This is a genomic window from Novosphingobium anseongense, from assembly GCF_037482895.1.
Lineage (GTDB): Bacteria > Pseudomonadota > Alphaproteobacteria > Sphingomonadales > Sphingomonadaceae > Novosphingobium > Novosphingobium anseongense.
This window is the reverse complement of sequence record NZ_JBBHJZ010000004.1, coordinates 307,008-322,713: the sequence shown is the minus strand read 5'-3', so window position 1 is coordinate 322,713 and position 15,706 is coordinate 307,008. Positions and strand designations below refer to the sequence as shown.

Annotated in this window: 15 protein-coding genes; 9 read left to right on the top strand and 6 right to left on the bottom strand. The window is 64.2% G+C overall.

Annotation, left to right across the window (positions count from 1 at the left end; genetic code table 11):
- The first annotated feature begins 53 nt into the window (after window positions 1–53).
- From WG901_RS19495 to WG901_RS19465, 7 genes are all read left to right on the top strand, one after another.
- Window positions 54–923, top strand: a complete 870-nt coding sequence (locus WG901_RS19495) for a TauD/TfdA dioxygenase family protein (RefSeq protein WP_339588783.1) — start codon at window positions 54–56, stop codon at window positions 921–923.
- 111 nt (window positions 924–1,034) lie between these two features.
- Window positions 1,035–1,901, top strand: a complete 867-nt coding sequence (locus WG901_RS19490; RefSeq protein ID WP_339588782.1) for an SDR family NAD(P)-dependent oxidoreductase — start codon at window positions 1,035–1,037, stop codon at window positions 1,899–1,901.
- A 44-nt stretch (window positions 1,902–1,945) separates the two neighbouring features.
- A complete protein-coding gene (locus WG901_RS19485; protein WP_339588781.1) occupies window positions 1,946–2,251 on the top strand; it encodes an antibiotic biosynthesis monooxygenase family protein in 306 nt (101 codons plus the stop codon).
- Between the two features lie 74 nt (window positions 2,252–2,325).
- Window positions 2,326–3,195, top strand: coding sequence for an SMP-30/gluconolactonase/LRE family protein (locus WG901_RS19480; RefSeq protein ID WP_339588780.1), 870 nt, complete (start codon window positions 2,326–2,328; stop codon window positions 3,193–3,195).
- 17 nt (window positions 3,196–3,212) lie between these two features.
- Window positions 3,213–3,770: a nuclear transport factor 2 family protein gene (locus WG901_RS19475; protein WP_339588779.1), complete on the top strand. Its 558-nt coding sequence runs from the start codon at window positions 3,213–3,215 to the stop codon at window positions 3,768–3,770.
- A 22-nt stretch (window positions 3,771–3,792) separates the two neighbouring features.
- Entirely contained in the window at window positions 3,793–4,533 is a 741-nt protein-coding gene (locus tag WG901_RS19470) for an SDR family NAD(P)-dependent oxidoreductase (RefSeq protein WP_339588778.1), read from the top strand.
- 316 nt (window positions 4,534–4,849) lie between these two features.
- The gene (locus WG901_RS19465) at window positions 4,850–5,998 is read left to right on the top strand and encodes a cytochrome P450 (RefSeq protein WP_339588777.1); all 1,149 of its coding nucleotides are present in this window, start codon (window positions 4,850–4,852) and stop codon (window positions 5,996–5,998) included.
- Between the two features lie 90 nt (window positions 5,999–6,088).
- Here the strand turns inward: WG901_RS19465 and WG901_RS19460 are convergent, their stop codons facing one another.
- Together WG901_RS19460 and WG901_RS19455 are read right to left on the bottom strand one after the other, a co-directional pair.
- A complete protein-coding gene (locus tag WG901_RS19460) occupies window positions 6,089–6,553 on the bottom strand; it encodes a VOC family protein (protein ID WP_339588776.1) in 465 nt (154 codons plus the stop codon).
- 115 nt (window positions 6,554–6,668) lie between these two features.
- Window positions 6,669–7,436, bottom strand: a complete 768-nt coding sequence (locus WG901_RS19455) for an SDR family NAD(P)-dependent oxidoreductase (protein ID WP_339588775.1) — start codon at window positions 7,434–7,436, stop codon at window positions 6,669–6,671.
- 189 nt (window positions 7,437–7,625) lie between these two features.
- On the opposite strand from WG901_RS19455, the gene WG901_RS19450 reads away from it, so the two are divergent.
- Window positions 7,626–8,663, top strand: coding sequence for an LLM class flavin-dependent oxidoreductase (locus WG901_RS19450; protein WP_339588774.1), 1,038 nt, complete (start codon window positions 7,626–7,628; stop codon window positions 8,661–8,663).
- 16 nt (window positions 8,664–8,679) lie between these two features.
- Here the strand turns inward: WG901_RS19450 and WG901_RS19445 are convergent, their stop codons facing one another.
- Both WG901_RS19445 and WG901_RS19440 read right to left on the bottom strand, forming a co-directional pair.
- Window positions 8,680–9,705, bottom strand: coding sequence for a hypothetical protein (locus tag WG901_RS19445; RefSeq protein WP_339588773.1), 1,026 nt, complete (start codon window positions 9,703–9,705; stop codon window positions 8,680–8,682).
- On the bottom strand, window positions 9,702–11,003 hold the full coding sequence (locus WG901_RS19440; RefSeq protein WP_339588772.1) for a sulfotransferase: 1,302 nt from the start codon (window positions 11,001–11,003) through the stop codon (window positions 9,702–9,704). The genes WG901_RS19445 and WG901_RS19440 overlap by 4 nt, the downstream gene beginning before the upstream one ends.
- 136 nt (window positions 11,004–11,139) lie before the next feature.
- On the opposite strand from WG901_RS19440, the gene WG901_RS19435 reads away from it, so the two are divergent.
- Window positions 11,140–11,667, top strand: a complete 528-nt coding sequence (locus tag WG901_RS19435) for a helix-turn-helix domain-containing protein (protein WP_339588771.1) — start codon at window positions 11,140–11,142, stop codon at window positions 11,665–11,667.
- 25 nt (window positions 11,668–11,692) lie between these two features.
- Here the strand turns inward: WG901_RS19435 and WG901_RS19430 are convergent, their stop codons facing one another.
- Both WG901_RS19430 and WG901_RS19425 read right to left on the bottom strand, forming a co-directional pair.
- Complete coding sequence (locus WG901_RS19430; protein WP_339588770.1) at window positions 11,693–12,628, bottom strand: SMP-30/gluconolactonase/LRE family protein; 936 nt, start codon at window positions 12,626–12,628, stop codon at window positions 11,693–11,695.
- A gap of 401 nt (window positions 12,629–13,029) precedes the next feature.
- Window positions 13,030–15,558, bottom strand: a complete 2,529-nt coding sequence (locus WG901_RS19425; protein ID WP_339588769.1) for a TonB-dependent receptor — start codon at window positions 15,556–15,558, stop codon at window positions 13,030–13,032.
- Between the last annotated feature and the right edge of the window lie 148 nt (window positions 15,559–15,706).

The window sequence follows — 15,706 nt, the reverse complement described above, 5'->3', positions numbered from 1 at the left end:
ACTACTAAACAGATGTTGAGTAAGATGAAAGCGATTCTGAGGATACCTGGATCATGACGGTTGAGTTCGAGCCCATCACGCCGGCGATCGGCGCTTACGTTCGCGCGAAGGCCGAGGACGTCATCCAGGATGGTGCTCCCGGTCGGATCCTCGAGGCGCTCAACCGGTACAACGTCCTCGTCTTTCCCGAGGTCCACATGAGCGACGACATCTTCCTCGCTCTGACCGCCGCCATGGGCGTGATGCACGACAACAAGAACACCGACGATGGCACCGCGGTCAGCCAGAAGGGCATCTTCCGCATCGCGCTCGACAAGGACGACAAGACGCAGCGCGAGTTCATTCTCGGCAACGACTTCTGGCACATGGACGGCATGTCCTACACGGTCCCGGTCAAGGCCACGCTCTTGAAGTGCGAGAGCGCGCCGCGCGAGGGCGGCGACACGGGTTTCGCGAGCCTTCACGCCGCCTACGAGGCGCTTCCCGACGATCGCAAGCAGGCCCTCCAGGACCTCAAGGTCGGCCACTGCCTGTCCTCGTCGCTGCGCCGGCTCTACGAAGCGCCGACGCCTGAGGATTTCGCCCGCTGGGACGCGATCTTCCCGCGCCTCGAGCATCCGCTCGTCTGGCACCAGGACGATGGTCGCTCGGCCATGCTGATCGGCTCGACCGCCAACGACGTCACCGGGATGGAGGAGGCCGAGAGCCGCGCGCTCCTCGACGAGCTCCTCGAATGGGCAACCCAGGAGCGCTTCACCTATCGTCACCAGTGGCGCGATGGCGACCTCGTGATCTTCAACAATCCGGGCCTCCTGCACCGCTCCTACCCCTACGACGACGAAGCCGGCCGTGTGATGCACCGCACGACCTTGAAGGGCACCGAGGCGATCGGCGCCGGCATATCGGAAGACGCGGGCTACTGAGCGTTTCGCAAACGAGACGAAGCAGCATCGACACATGATCGCCTCTCCCCCGGGGAGGCACGCAAAGGAAGCGCGGCGCGAAGACGGCGTCCAGCGACGGGAGAGACCAGAATGAGCGAGCAACGCGTGGCGATCGTGACGGGCGCAAGCCGCGGCGCGGGACGAGGCATAGCGCGCGCGCTCGGCAGCCACGGCTGCATCGTCTACGTCACGGGCCGGTCGGAGAAGGAAGGATCGGCCGAGATGCCCGGCACGATCCATTCCACCGCGGCTGAAGTCACCGCCGCAGGGGGCACGGGTATCGCCGCGCGTTGCGACCATGCCAACGACGCCGATGTCGAAGCCCTGATCGAGCGGGTCATCGCCGAGCAGGGCCGGATCGACATCCTCGTCAACAATGCCGCCGCGGTCTCGGACGCGCTCAGCGCGCCGGGTCAGTTCTGGGAAAAGCCGCGCCAGATCGGCAACATGATCGATGTCGGCATCAAGAGCGGCTTCACCGCGAGCTGGTTCGCCGCCCGTCATATGGTGAAGCAGGACAAGGGCCTCATCGTCTTCACCTCGTCGCCGGGCGCCATGCACTACTGCTTTGGTCCTGCTTACGGCGCGCACAAGGCCGGGCTCGACAAGATGGCCTTCGACATGGGCGTAGATTTTGCTGACGCTGGCGCCAACGTCGCCGCGGTCTCGATCTGGATGGGCGCGCTGACGACCGAGCGGCTTACCGGCATGATGGAAGCCATGCCCGAACGCTTCGCGCACCTCGAAGGCACGCTGGAATCGCCCGACTATACCGGCCACGTCGCCTGGGCGATCTACAACGATCCCGAGATGATGCGCTTCAACGGCGCGACCGTGATCGGCGCCGAAGAAGGCAAGGGCTTCGGCATCACCGAGGCCAACGGCAAGTACCCGCCCTCGGTCCGCGAGACGACCGGCGCGGTGCCGGCTACCTACTATCCTCACAAGGTCAAGTGACGCGCATCGCCGCGAGCCGATTTGCAGCGACAGGGAGTAACGACATGGTTCTGGAACGCGCCGAAATCGTCATCAAGGACGGCATGATGGAGGAATTCCTCGGCGTGCTCGCCGAGAAGGCCCTGCCGCTCACCGAGACCTTTACCGGCATCATCTCCTTCACCGCGCTGCGTGGCGTCGAGGACGAGAACAACGTGATGTTCCTCGCCTACTGGGAATCGATCGAGGCACATCTAGCCTCGCGTCCCGAGCCTTCGCACGCCGAGTTCCGCAGCCACGTGCTGCCCTATGTCGCGAGCGCGAAGACGACGGTCCACTTCGATCCCGTCGGTGAGACACGGCTGCGCTGAAGATCGCATTCGCAACGACAAGGCCCGTTACGGCCAGGCCCAAAAAATCGGGCCCTAACGATCAGGAGAGGACGATGAAGATAACGAGGCTCGAGGCCCCGATATGCCAGGGCGGCGAAAACCCGATGTGGGATGCCGCGACACAGCGGCTCTACTATATCGATAATTCCGGGTGCAAGGTTCACTCCTACGAGCCTGCGACCGGCGCGACGCGCACGCTCGACATGCCTACCGTCGTGACCACGCTCGTGCTGCGCGAAGGCGGCGGCGCGGTCGTCACCCTGCGCAGCGGCATTCATTTCCTCGACCTCGAGACCGGCGCGCTCGAAATGGTCGATCCGCTTCCCGATCCCCCGCCCTATGTCTACAACGACGGCAAGGTCGACAGCCGTGGTCGCTTCCTGATGGGTGGCAGCACCGCGAATTTCACCGCGCCCGCGCCCGATGGCGGTCTCTTTCGGCTCGATCCCGACCGCACGGTCACCCGGCTCGATTCCAATATCCATTTCTCGAACAGCCCTTGCTGGTCGCCCGACGAACGTACGTTCTATTTCTCCGACAGCTGGGTCGATACGACCTTCGCCTACGATTACGACATCGAGACGGGCGGCGTGTCCAATCGCCGCGTCTTCGTGAACACCCGCGAGATCGGCGGATTGCCGGACGGCGCCACGGTCGATGTCGACGGTCTCTACTGGGTCGCGGTCTACCAGGCCGGCAAGGTCGCCGCCTATCGCCCCGACGGCACGCTCGCGCGCGTGATCGACATGCCGGTCAAGCTCGTCTCGAGCGTCGCCTTCGGCGGCCCCGATCTCGACCGGCTCTTCGTCACGACGATTGCCCACGGCACCCAGGGCGAGCCGACCGAGGAAGGCGCCGGCGCGCTCTACGTCATCGACGGGCTCGGCGCGAAAGGCCGCCTCGAAAACCGTTTCGCAGGCTGATTGGAAGGAGAGGCAACATGACCACCGAGGACCGTCTCGCCGCGCTCGAGGCGAAGATGCAGGAAGTCGAAGATCGCCAAGCGATCTTCGACTGCATCAAGCGCAATTCACGCGGGAACGACCGCTTCGACGTCGATCTCGTGACGAGCAGCTATCATGCCGACGGGATCCACGAGCTCGGCCAGAAGGAAATCTCCGGCCGCGAATATGGCGAACACGCCAACACCGCGCACGGCCGTTTGTTCGATGCGAACCTCCACAACGTGACGATGCACATGTGCGAGATCGACGGCGACGTCGCTCATGCCGAGAGCTACAGCCTCGGCATCTTCCTCGATCAGGGCGGCGAGACCGGCCGGATTCTCGCAGGCCGCTACATCGATCGCCTCGAGAAGCGCGACGGCGAATGGCGGATCGCGCTGCGGCGCGCGACTGTCGAGATCGCGCTCGAAGGCAAGGCGACCCTGCCCAATGGCGCGGCCCTGCCTGGCTCGGGCTATCTGCGCGGCAATCGCGACCGGACCGATCCGTCCTACGAGCGCCCGCTCGCAGCCGGCACGGGCGGTCGCTGGTAAGTCGTCAAGGAAGGAAATCGTCATGTCGTTGAAGGGTAAGGTCGCGGTCGTCACCGGCGGTGCACGTGGACTGGGACACGCGATCGCGCTGAAGCTTGCCAAGGACGGCGCCGCCGTGTCGGTCTGGGATCTCAACCGGGAGGGTGCGGAGGAGACGACCGCGCTCATCCGCGATCGTGGCGGCAAGGCCATGGCTTGCGGCGGCAACTCGGCGAGCGCCGTCGATATCGCCAAGGCCGTCGCGGCGACGCGCGACGTGCTCGGCCCCATCGCCATCCTGGTCAACAATGCCGCACTCTCGCCCTTCTGCAAGTTCGAAGACCTCACCGAACAGATCTGGGACGACCTGATGGCGATCAATCTCAAGGGGCCGTTCCTGTGCTGCCAGGCCGTCCTTCCCGACATGGTCGCGGCCGGGTGGGGCCGGATCGTCAACATCTCGTCCTCGTCGGCCCAGACGGGTTCGGCGCGCCAGACCCACTACGCGGCCAGCAAGGCCGGGATCATCGGCTTCACCAAGTCGCTCGCGATGGAATACGCGACGAGCGGGATCACGGTGAACAACGTGCCGCCTGGCTTCGTGAACACCGAGGGGCTGCAGGAATCGCCGGTCGACGTCGAGGCCTTCGCGCCCATGACGCCGATGAAGCGGCCCGGCCGGCCCGAGAACATCGCCGCGGCCGTCGCCTTCCTCGCTTCCGAGGACGCTGACTACATCACCGGCCACACTCTGAGCGTGAACGGTGGTCGCTACCTGAACTAGCGGGTCGGCGCTGCTTTGGGCAGCGCCGACGATCCAGCAATCTGATCGATTTCTCCGGCGACGTCCCGTCGTTGGTGCGATGACGCCAGCGCGCGTCATTCGAGGCGTGACGATTGCCATGGCTTCGCAACCTTGCTAACAAGTTGACGAACAACTTGTGTCCGCAACATGCGGAGCATCGTCGGTGAGAGGGCGGATGGGCCAGACGCTACCAGATTTCTACAGCGACCCGGCTGTGATCGCGGATTCGCGCGGGTATTTCGACGTCTTGCGATCGCGGGGGCCTGTATTCCGAGAGCCGTATCGCGACACCGTGATGGTGACGGGCTTTGCCGAAGCGCTCGAGATACTGAACGACCGCACCGGCATCTGGTCGAACGCCTGCTCGGTGGTGGGCCCGCTTCCGGGCCTGCCCTTCGAGCCTGCCTCGGGCGACATCGGCGCCCAGCTCGCCGAGCACCGCAGCGAAATGCCCTGGGGTGATCACCTCGTCTGCATGGATGGCAAGCGGCATACGGAGCTGCGCATGCTGCTCGGCAGCCTGCTCACCTACAAGCGGCTCAAGCAGAACGAGGACTATCTGCGCGGTCTGTGCGACCGGCTCATAGACGGTTTCGTCACGCGAGGCCGGTGCTCGGTGATGCCCGAATACGCCCATGCCACGACGATCTATGCCATCTCGGATCTCATGGGCATTCCAGAGGCCGACCGGGCGGAATTGCTCGATCTCATCGGTGCGCCTCCGAGCCAGATCGAGGGTGATGCCGTTCACAAGGTCGGGCCCGATCCGCTGATCTTCATGAAGCCGCGGTTCGACCAATACCTCTCCGACCGGCTCGTACAGCCCCGCGGCGACCTCATGTCCGACCTCGTCGGGGCGCGCTTCAAGGACGGGTCGAGCCCCGACTTCGCCACCTTGTCCAACCTCGCGCGCTTCCTTTTCGGCGCCGGCCAGGACACGACGTCGCGGCTGATAGCCATGGCGATCCTGATCCTCGGCGAAAATCCGGATCTGCAACGGCGTCTCCAGCGCGAGCCCGAGCGCATCCCCGACTTCGTCGAGGAGGTCCTGCGCTTCGATGGCCCTGTGAAGGTCGCCTACAGGCTCGCCGTCATCGACACGCGCATCGGCGATCTCGCCGTTCCGGCAGGAACGATCGCGACCGTGTGCTACAATGCCGCGAGCAACGATCCCGCCCGGTTCGCCGATCCCGGCGCTTTCGACATCGATCGTGAGCACGTGCGCGACCACATGGGATTCGGACGAGGCGCCCATGGCTGCCTCGGGGCGCCACTCGGACGCATGGAAGCGCGCATCGCGATCGAGCGGTTGCTCGCACGGGTCGAGGACATCTCGATCTGCGAGGAGCATCATGGCCCGATCGGCGCGCGTCGCTTCAGCTTCGAACCCACCTACACGTTCCGCAGCCTCGCCGAACTGCACGTGACGCTCAAGCCGCGATGATGCGACGCCTCTCGCAAGGGCGCGTGCCGAGGAATGTCGGCCGGCCGCGGAGATGCGGCCTATCGTCGCCGCCTTGAAAAAGCGCCGCTGTCAGGCGTCTCCGAAGGGTATGACGTCATCGGCGTAGTCGATGTCTCCCAGGACGATATTGGTGTTCATCACCTCGCCGGCCATCCGCTCCCAGAGAACGAGCTTGTCGTGCCAGGGCGAATCCGGATGGTCATCCATCAACGGCCCGACCACCAAGCCAAGCTTTTCGAGGCGGGCCTTGTGAGCTTCGAGGTCGCGCACGCCGAACACGACCGAGCTGATCCCCTCGCCCTTGGCCTCGAGCTCGCTCCACAACCAGGCGTTGAATTCGGTGCGCTCCACCATCGGAGACACGACCTCCAGGCCAGCCTCCCAGCTGATGCACATGGTGAACCCCATATCCTTGCGCACGAAACGCGTCAGGGTGGCCCCAGTGATCTTCTCGAGCTCGGCGACGTTCGCATCGAGGTTCTCGGGCCGGGAGAGCCAGGCGACGTGATCGACATGATTGATGAACTTCTTCACGGCTTCACTCCCACCTTTTTTGGATCTCTCACGAGATATCGTCGGCCAAGCTGGCATCGACGGACATCGGTCCTCCCGTGGAGGGCCACTGACGACGACATCGCAGGCCCCGCCGTCACAGCATCGTCGTGCCGCCCTCTACGCCGATCGTTTGGCCGGTGACGAAATCGGAATCGTCGCTTGCGAGGAAGATCGCGGTCGGCGCGATGTCGTGGGGTTCGCCGAAGCGCCCCATCGGTACTTTCGCGAGTTCGAGATCGTATGTCCCCGACTCTTCGAGATACCAGATCGACTTCGGGGTCAGCGCCGAGGGCAGGATGGTGTTCACCCGGATCTTGTGCTTGCCCCATTCGCGCGCCGCGGTCTTGGTCAGCGCGCGGATCGCCTCCTTGCTCGCCGCGTAGGCGAGAAATCCCGGCTCGCACCGGATCGAAAAGCCCGTTCCCATGTTGATGATCGAGCCCCCGCCCTGCGCGACCATGTGGGGGAAGCACAGCTGCATCAGCTGCAACGAACCGAAGAAGGCCGATTGGAAATCGACCATGCAGTTCTCCTCCATCTTCGGATCGTCAAGGGGGAGGTAGTCGGTGAAGGTATGGGCATTGTTCACCAGAGCATCGACCCGCCCCCATTCGGAAATGGCGCGGGCAACCGTCGCCTCGGCATGCTTCCGCTCGCCGGCTAGGGCCTCGAGACCGATCGCGGTACCGCCGGCGGCCGCGATCTTCTCGATCACCGCGTCGAGCTTGCTCTTGGTGCGGCCCGTTACGATCACTCGCGCGCCCGCCGCCGCATAGCCGACGGCGATTGCCTCGCCGATGCCCTGCCCCGCACCGGTGACGATCGCCACCTTGCCGGCCAGCCGGCCTTCCGATCCGCCCATCACCCTCTCCTTTAATTTTTGTTCGTCACATTGGTAGCATTGCGCCAGTTGAGGGTCAATCGCGGGTCGCGCGACCAATTCCAGCAGAGGCTCGCCTGCGCTTGACAGCAAACCCAGACGCTAACAAACTGACGAACCAAAATGCGATGGCGCACGATGAGATGCGCACGGGCTGGGAGACCTGGGGCCATGAAGTTCGGCATCATCATCAATCGCAAGATGGTCGATCGCGCGGCGGCCGACCCCTATGGCAAGCTGTTCGACTACCTCAACGAGATGGAGGATCTGGGCTACGATCTGGGTTGGTGCGGGCACCACCGGTTTTCCACGACGACCGCCTTCGGCGGCAACGAGGCGAGCGAGCCTTCGGCGCCTCTCCCCATGCTGGCGGCGCTCATGGCACGGACGCGCACGATGAAGTTCTGCACGAACATCTTCCTGTTACCTTCGCGCCATCCCCTCGAGATCGCCGAGGAGATCAACACGATCAACGAGATGTCGGGCAATCGCTTCATCCTCGGCGCGGGGATCGGCTACAAGCCGGACGAGTTCGAGAACTGCGGATGGGACTTCCGTTCGCGCGCGAAGCGCTTCGAGGAATGCCTCGAGATCCTGCCGCTTGCGATGCGCGGCGAGCCCTTTTCCTATGAGGGCAAGCACTTCAACATCGACGACGTCACGGTCGTGCCCCCACCCCTTCGCGGAGAGGTCCCGCCGATCTGGATCGGCGCAGTCAGCGAACCCGCGATGAAGCGCGCCGGCCGCCTTGGGGACGGTTGGCTCATCAGCTTCGCCGAGCATCTGCTCGAACTCCAGGACAAGGTCCGTACCTACAAGGCCATCGCAGCCGAGCATCGGCGTCCCGCGACGCTCGCGCTCATGCGCGACGTGCACATCGCGCCCACACGCGCGCAACTCGATCCGGCATTCCTGCCGAACATCGTCAAGGTCTGGCAGAGCTACGAAAGCCTCGGCTCGAAGGCCGACCGCGACCCTCTCGCCGACGAGGTGATGTTCGGGGGACGACAAGTCTCGCTGGAGGAATTCGCGCCCAACCGCGCGGTGGTCGGCTCGCCCGAGGACTGCTGCCGGGAGATGTCGCGGATCCGCGATCTCATCGATCCCGAGTGGTTCTTCATCACGCCGACCGGCGTTCCCGACGTCGCACAGCAAATTGCGGAACTGCGCCTCTTTGCCAGGGAAGTCATGCCGCACTTCCGCGACTGAGCGTCATTTCACGCGCTCACACGTCGAGCCGGCTCCTGAGGGTGCATCGTTCCAGGAGCCCGATCGTCTCCTCGCCGTCCCAGCGATAGCGGGCCGTGCCCTGATGGAGAATAGAACTGTCCGCCATCTCGAAATGCTCGCGGTCGAAAACCGAGGCCAGGACTTCACCCTCGATGCGCACAGGCCCGTCCTCCGTCGCCAGAAGCAGTGAAGCATCGTCACCCTTCTCGACGAGTCTCGTCATCCAGGGCGCCTCGATCACCCGCGCGGGAAGGCGTTTGCCATCTCGCAGGACGAAGGCCTCGTTGAACACGACCGGCCCCTCAGGTCCGGGCGCCATGATGATTGCACCAAAGCCGCGTCCCGATGAAAAGAGCGCGGAGTGCTGGCAATGTCCCTGGGCGCCGCCCATGCGCCTTACCCCCTGGCGACGCACACGCATGCCGGTGCCGCGAACGGCCCGCGCCTCTCCCGCTACCGCGATCGTGCCGACGACGCGGCACAGCTGCTCGTAGCGCAGCCCGCCCATGAGCACGGCGGCTCCCTCGTCCGCCATCTGGTTGGCCGCTTCGGGCGTGAGCCCGCCCATCAGCCACGGCGGCGCGGCCATGGTCGCCTCGAGCTCGAAGGCGAGGTCCACGGGAGCGCCGTCGGGCAGACCTTCGAGCTGCCGTGTCGTTGTCGATCCGAGAGCCGTGCCGGCAAAGGACACCGACCACCGGGCGTAGGGCTCCCTGCAGCGAAATTTCAGCGGGCCGGCTCCACGCAGCGAAGCGCGACCAGCCTCGAATTCTCCCGTCAAGCCGCGCCCTTGTGTCCAAATACGGAGCGTCCTGCCGCGGGCGTCTACATAGTTCAGCTGCAGGCAGGGCCGGCTCCAGTCACCTGCAACTGCATCGATCGTAACGCGCGGCAACGCGAGATCGCCGCTGTCATCCATGAACCAGATCGTCGCGGAATCGCGCATTTCAGGGTCAGCGGGGCATTCCGCAAGAAAGCGGTCGAAACCCACGTCGAGGCCGCCGGAATGCACGAAGCTCATTGCCCGCTCATCAGCTCGGGCCTCACCCCGAAGCCAAAGCCAAAACGATCTCGATAGGCCGCGAAGCGCGTGTTGATCTCCTCGCCGTCCATGCCGAACTCCTCGGGGCTATGCCGGTGCACGCCGTGCTTGGTCTGATGGTGATCGGCGAGCCAGCGGCGGATCCGCTGCTCATGTTCCTGTGAAACGGCCCTTCCGCTCTTCTCGTAGATGCGGCGCACAGACGCGACGGGATCAGCGAGCAGGTCGTGGTAGGAAACGTCGACGAAGCGCTCCTCGCCGATGGCGTCACGCGACCTCATCGCCTTCTCGATCGCGGCATGCTGGAGATCGATGGCCTTTCGCCCCTGACTGCGCCGCGCCTCGGGCGTAACCGGACGGCCGTGAAGCCCGCGCAAGATGGATTGGACCGAAGCGAGCGAGCCGAGTTGCTGTGCGAGATCACGGTGGGTCCAGACGAGCGTCGCGTCGGGATAGAGACGCGCGAGCTCGCGCAACCATAGCATGTGATCGGACCCCTTGAGCGCCCAGTGCTTGCCTGGGATCCGCCATTGCGCGGCCTGCAGGAACTCGCGGTGGAAGGATAGCGCGGCCGTGTGGTCTGCATCGAGCAGGAAGCGCCGATAGGTCTCGCCGCCCCAGAAGCACCAGAGCTGCTGGCTCGTGAATACCAGGCTCATGATATCGCTGCCGCACTCGGCGAGCGATCCAGCTCCTTCCTCGATCATGTAGGGATGGGTGACGAATATGTCCGGGATGAGCCCGAACAGGGTCGTCATCTGCCGGTTCGCGGATTCGAGCCGGGCCGGGGAAGGCTTGCCCAGCGCTGGCGGCGGCGATGGCTCGCTGCACAGCCAGTGCTCGGGAGCCATGCTGTCGGGATCGAGGCTGAGAAGGTTGTGAAGCAGGGTCGAGCCGGAACGCGGCGGCCCTACGACGATCAGGGGCCTGGTTATCGCCTCGCTCGCGATTTGCGGGTGGGCCTTGCGATCCGCAGCCATGCGCAGTCGGTTCTCGAGGAGATGCGACAGGTAGTCGATGGCGAGCACGCGCGACCTTGGCGTCATTCCCGCCCAACTTTCCTCGGTGATCGAGCGCGTCAGCATGCCAAGCCCGAGGTTGCGCGCGGGATCCCCGAAGTCGTCGAGCCCCGTTCGCGACGCAGCATGCTCCATCAGCGCCTGTGCGTCCGGACACCGGTCGCGGTCGATATCGCTCATCAATGGTTCTCCCAAACCATGGCGCCATTGATCGGCGCTAATGTTCGTCAATTTGTTAGCATGGGCATCCCAAGTCAAGCCCGCCAGGGTGCGGCCTTTACGTCGCAGCCGCGGAGCTCTACGCAGGCGCCGGCAAGATAGGGGGCCTATGACGAGCGCCGATACCGCGCCCAGCCGACGGATGGGACAACCCGGTTCCGAGAACTGGAACGCGATGCTCGACGGGGCCGAGGACGTGCTGCGCGAAGAAGGTCATGCCGCCCTCACCTCGCGCCGGATCGCCGAGCGGATCGGCGTCAAGCAACGCCTCGTCTACTACTATTTTCGCACGATGGACGAGCTCGTCGTCGCGCTATTCCGGCGATCGGCGGATCGCGATCTTCAACGCCTGCGCGACGCGGCCAAGTCCGAACACACGCTTCGCGAGATTTGGAACACCGCGATCGCGTCCACCGACAGCCGGCTGATTTCCGAGTTCATGGCGCTCGCCAATCGGATCGAGGGTCTGCGCACCGAAGTCATTCTTTTCATCGAAGAGTCGCGCGCGATCCAGGTTGCCGAAATCATGGCCGCGATGCGGCGACGGTCAGTACGAAGCGCGATCCCCGCTCCGGGCCTGGCTCTACTGGCGACGAGCGTCGCCCTGTCGCTCAGCCGCGAACAGCAGCTCGGCGTGAATTCCGGCCACGCCGAGATCATGACCGTGATTGAGCAGTTCCTGACCTCGCTAGAGCCTGAATAGCCCTGTCTGACCTCGGTCAGGCTGGTCAACGAGACGATGCCAGGACCGGCGGATGAAGCCGACGGCCAGCCACCTCGAGATCCACCTTGAGGATCGTGCCGCTCTGCGATTCTGTGATGAACAGCGATCGATTGCCCGGGCCTCCGAAGGCGCAATTTGTCGTATAGATCCCCCGCGGCGAATTGATGCGGAGCTTGGGTTCACCGAATATCGCGCTGAAGACCCAGACCGCTCCGAACCCGTTGTGGCAGACCACAAGATTGTCGTCCTCGTCGATCGCCAGGCCGTCGGGGCCGCTCGTCCCGCCGGAGAGTTGCACGAATACGCCGACCTTTCGCAGGCTGCCGTCGGGCATGATCGGGCATTTCCACACGGCATTGGCGCGCGTGCAGGCGAGAAAGAGGACCGTCTCCGCCTTGTTCAGCACGAGACCATTGGGGCTGGGCAAGCCGTCGAGCATGCATTCGAGCCGGCCGTCGGCCGATAGCTTGTAGAGCTTGCCATTGGGATTTTGCAGGCCCGACAGTCCCATGTCCGTGAACCAGACGTCGCCGCTGCGCGCGACGGTGAGATCGTTGAGCCCGAGGAACGGCTCGAGCAGGTCGCGCGCAACATGAGGCTCGATTGTCCCGCGCGCCGGATCGAACAGCATCAGCCCGTTCTGCCCGTCGGCGATCAGCGCCCTGCCGTCCGCGAGAAACTTGAGGCCATTGGGATGGCCGTCGTATTCCATTTCCAGCGAAACCTCGCCCGCCGCGCTGATGCGAAAGAGCCTGCCCCAAGGTATGTCGACGACCCATAGGTTCCCGGCCGCATCGAAGCACGGGCCCTCGAGAAAACTCGGGATTTCCTGGCCTGGGAACTGAACGTCGATCCAGTGAGAAGACGCTGCCCGCCTGCGATACTTCACCGGAATTTCGGCAAAGACTTCGGCGACGACGGCGGGAGGGGCGGCGAACATGGAAACTCCTGAGACTGTTGCGGCCCCCTCGTTGATCGTAGGGGCAATCGGGCGTTGACCTGCACCGAACTGGGCGACAGGAAGAAGCTCGTCAATCTGTTAGCATCGCCGCTCCGTAGAATGCCTCGCGCTTGGTTCCTCGCGGTTCAGGACGGCGAGGTCGCCGAAGAAGGTTTCGCTCACACCATCCGCCCGGCGGGGCCTTGGGGAAGTAACTCCTCCGGGCGGTACCAGCCTGCTCCCTCGGGGGCAGGCTGGTTTCGCGGGTTCACTGGCCTTTGGCGCGTTGCGGGCGAGCGCGAACCCTACACACACACGCATACGCGAACGAGGCCGACCGGGACGACCCGATCGGCCTCGCCGAACCGCTCCGGGATAGTCCCGGAGCAACAATAGTCCTTTTACCGCGAACCGAAGGCAAACCGCATGGAGATGCCGAGCTCACGCGGAGGAAGGATCGACACCGGGTAATAGGGTGCCGAGAAGGAGGACGACACGCTGCCCGTCGGCTGACCGGTCGGACCGAAGGTCAGAGTGGTCAGAGTGGTGGTCTCGGGCGCCGTGCCGACGCCGAAATTGCCGCCACCCGCAAAGACGACCCGCTTGTTGAACACGTTCTTGGCGAAGAGCGAGATCTCCCAGGCGCCCTCGGGATCGCGCAAGCCCGCATAGAGATTGACGACCGTGTAATCGCCGACATCGTCGAAGCTGTTGTTGGGATCGCCGTCATTGGAACCGGTGTAGGTCGCAAGGCCGCGGGCGAAGGCATCGACGGGGCCGATCTTGAAGCCTGCCTCGGTCTGCAGGTTCGCGTTGAACTTGGGCGTCAGGTTCGCGCGGCTCCGGAAGCCCGAGCACTGGGCGACGTTCTGACCCGCGCCGACCGCGGCCTGCAGCTGCGCGAGAGTGGGCTGCACGGAGTTCGCGTCGGGAATGCCGTCGCCGTTCAGATCGTTGCAGGCGATGGTACCGCCGCGGATCTTTCCATCGGCATAACTGGCGTTCGCGGTGATCCCCCAGTTCGGCGTGATCTTGAACGAGGCTTCGCCTTCGATGCCGCGAACGCGGACGGGAACAGCCGCCACATAGTTGAAGCTCGCGACTTCGGGCACGGTCACGGTCGCAGTGAGCGCGCGATAGTTAACGTAGTAGACGCCCGGTCCGCGGAAGACGTAGTTGTCGAAGTCCTGCTGGAAGACGCTGAGATTGATGCGGCCGCGACCATCCATGAAGCTGGCCTTGATACCCGCTTCGTACGAGGTCGAGGTTTCGGGGTCGAGGTTCAGGAAGGAGCGTTCGCGGGCGCTCTGCCGGGCACTGAAGTTGCCGACCACGCGCACGCCAGGCCGCCAGGAACTTCCGACGAGAGCATAGGCCATCAGACTGTCGTTGAACTTGTACTTCAGCGAGCCGGTATAGACGGTCGCCTTGTCGTCGTTGGTCACGTCGTTGAGCGTCGCGCCGCTGACGCTGATGCTCGAATAGTTCTTGTAGTTGATGTGGCGAAGGCCGCCCGACAGCTCGAAACCACCGAGTTTGGCGGTGAGGTTTCCGAAGAACGACTTCTCGGTCGAGCCGCTGAGGCTGATGATCGGCGTGAGATTGACAGCCAGGAGGAAGGTCGGCGCGGCGAGCAGCGGCGTTTCCTGGGTCAGGTAGTTCTGATTGGTGTTCTTGTCGTAGAGGGCGCCGACGACGTAGTCGAAGATGCCCGCGATCGGCGCGTCGGACGACAGCCTGAGCTCGTGCGAATTGCGCGATGCCAGCGAATTCGTGCACTGATAGTATTCGCCGTTGGTCAACGACAGCCTCAGGCCATCCTGGTTGCCCGAGCAGACCTGGCGGTTACCCACCGGATCTGCGAAAGTACGCTCTCGCACGGCAAAGCGCGGCGGCGCGAAATAGTCCGCGGAATCGTTGTCGCTGATCGAGACGAGATCCTGCTTGTTGTGGGTCCCGGTGTAATTCAGCTTCTGGCCGGCAAACCGGAACTCGGCGTTCCACACGTACATCTGCTGATACTGCCCCGCACGGCTGCCGAGGTCGGTGATCGCCAGGCGATCGTAGGGCCGGATCAGCTGACCGGTGAGCGGCTGCCCCGTGACCAGCGATGCGGACTGGACCTGCTGGTAGTTCCCATTCTTCTGGTCGAGGATCTGGGCCATGAAGTTGAAAGAGGCGAAGTCGGCCGGCTCGAATCGCGCGCTCGCGCGGATCGCCTGGGTTGATCGGAAGGGATCGAGGCTATGGGTCGGGTCGTCGATCGCGCGGATCGTACGGACGCGATCGTTCTGGTTCCAGTCGGCGACACCTGCGATGCGAAGGCCCAGAACGTTCTCGATGATCGGGACGTTGAGAGCGCCATCGATCTTGTAGGCATGCGTGTCGGTGGCCGTGGCGTTCATGATCACGCCGGCCTGGGTGAGATCGGGCCGCTTCGTCGTGACCGTGATCGATCCCGAAGGCGAAGCGCGGCCGCGAAGCGTGCCCTGCGGGCCGCGGAGCAATTCGAACTGGCCGACGTCGAACAGCGACTGGAAGAGGAAGTTCGAGCTGATCGGCGCGTCGTTGAGGTAGAATTCGATCGTGGGATTGTTGCCGCTGGCCTCGACGTTGAACGCAACGCCGCGCACGGTCGCCGTCGTCGAGAAGCTGCCGCCCCCCGAAAGGGTGAGGCCCGGGACCAACGACTGGATGTCGTTGAGCGTGCGAACGTTAAGCTTGTCGATCTGGTCGGACGTGACGACATTGACCGTCTGCGGAACGTCCTGGAGCGTTTCCTCGCGCCGGCGTGCCGTCACCACGATGTCGTTCGATACCGCGAGGCCGTCTTCCTCGCGCGCCTGGGCCGTGCCGGGCATGTCCTGTGCCGCGACCGGCGTCGCCAGAATGCTGGCCCCCAGCAAGGCGATGACGCGAATTCTGCGCATTTGATCCCTCCCCTGTGACAGCGGCACCTTTGGGCGCCCGCTACCTAAACGACGAGCAGCGTGCTCGACCGATCGCATCGGTACCCTCCGCAATACCTCCAAGCAAGACAAAAGAAGCCCTTTTTGTACCATTTAAATACCAATTTCG

Coding starts and splice junctions, on each gene's coding strand:
- WG901_RS19445 (WP_339588773.1), bottom strand. CDS start 9,705: ATGAGCTTCGTGCATTCCGGCGGCCTCGACGTGGGTTTCGACCGCTTT.
- WG901_RS19455 (WP_339588775.1), bottom strand. CDS start 7,436: ATGGGCGGATCGGAAGGCCGGCTGGCCGGCAAGGTGGCGATCGTCACC.
- WG901_RS19490 (WP_339588782.1), top strand. CDS start 1,035: ATGAGCGAGCAACGCGTGGCGATCGTGACGGGCGCAAGCCGCGGCGCG.
- WG901_RS19450 (WP_339588774.1), top strand. CDS start 7,626: ATGAAGTTCGGCATCATCATCAATCGCAAGATGGTCGATCGCGCGGCG.
- WG901_RS19485 (WP_339588781.1), top strand. CDS start 1,946: ATGGTTCTGGAACGCGCCGAAATCGTCATCAAGGACGGCATGATGGAG.
- WG901_RS19470 (WP_339588778.1), top strand. CDS start 3,793: ATGTCGTTGAAGGGTAAGGTCGCGGTCGTCACCGGCGGTGCACGTGGA.
- WG901_RS19465 (WP_339588777.1), top strand. CDS start 4,850: ATGGTGACGGGCTTTGCCGAAGCGCTCGAGATACTGAACGACCGCACC.
- WG901_RS19480 (WP_339588780.1), top strand. CDS start 2,326: ATGAAGATAACGAGGCTCGAGGCCCCGATATGCCAGGGCGGCGAAAAC.
- WG901_RS19435 (WP_339588771.1), top strand. CDS start 11,140: ATGCTCGACGGGGCCGAGGACGTGCTGCGCGAAGAAGGTCATGCCGCC.
- WG901_RS19425 (WP_339588769.1), bottom strand. CDS start 15,558: ATGCGCAGAATTCGCGTCATCGCCTTGCTGGGGGCCAGCATTCTGGCG.
- WG901_RS19495 (WP_339588783.1), top strand. CDS start 54: ATGACGGTTGAGTTCGAGCCCATCACGCCGGCGATCGGCGCTTACGTT.
- WG901_RS19475 (WP_339588779.1), top strand. CDS start 3,213: ATGACCACCGAGGACCGTCTCGCCGCGCTCGAGGCGAAGATGCAGGAA.
- WG901_RS19430 (WP_339588770.1), bottom strand. CDS start 12,628: ATGTTCGCCGCCCCTCCCGCCGTCGTCGCCGAAGTCTTTGCCGAAATT.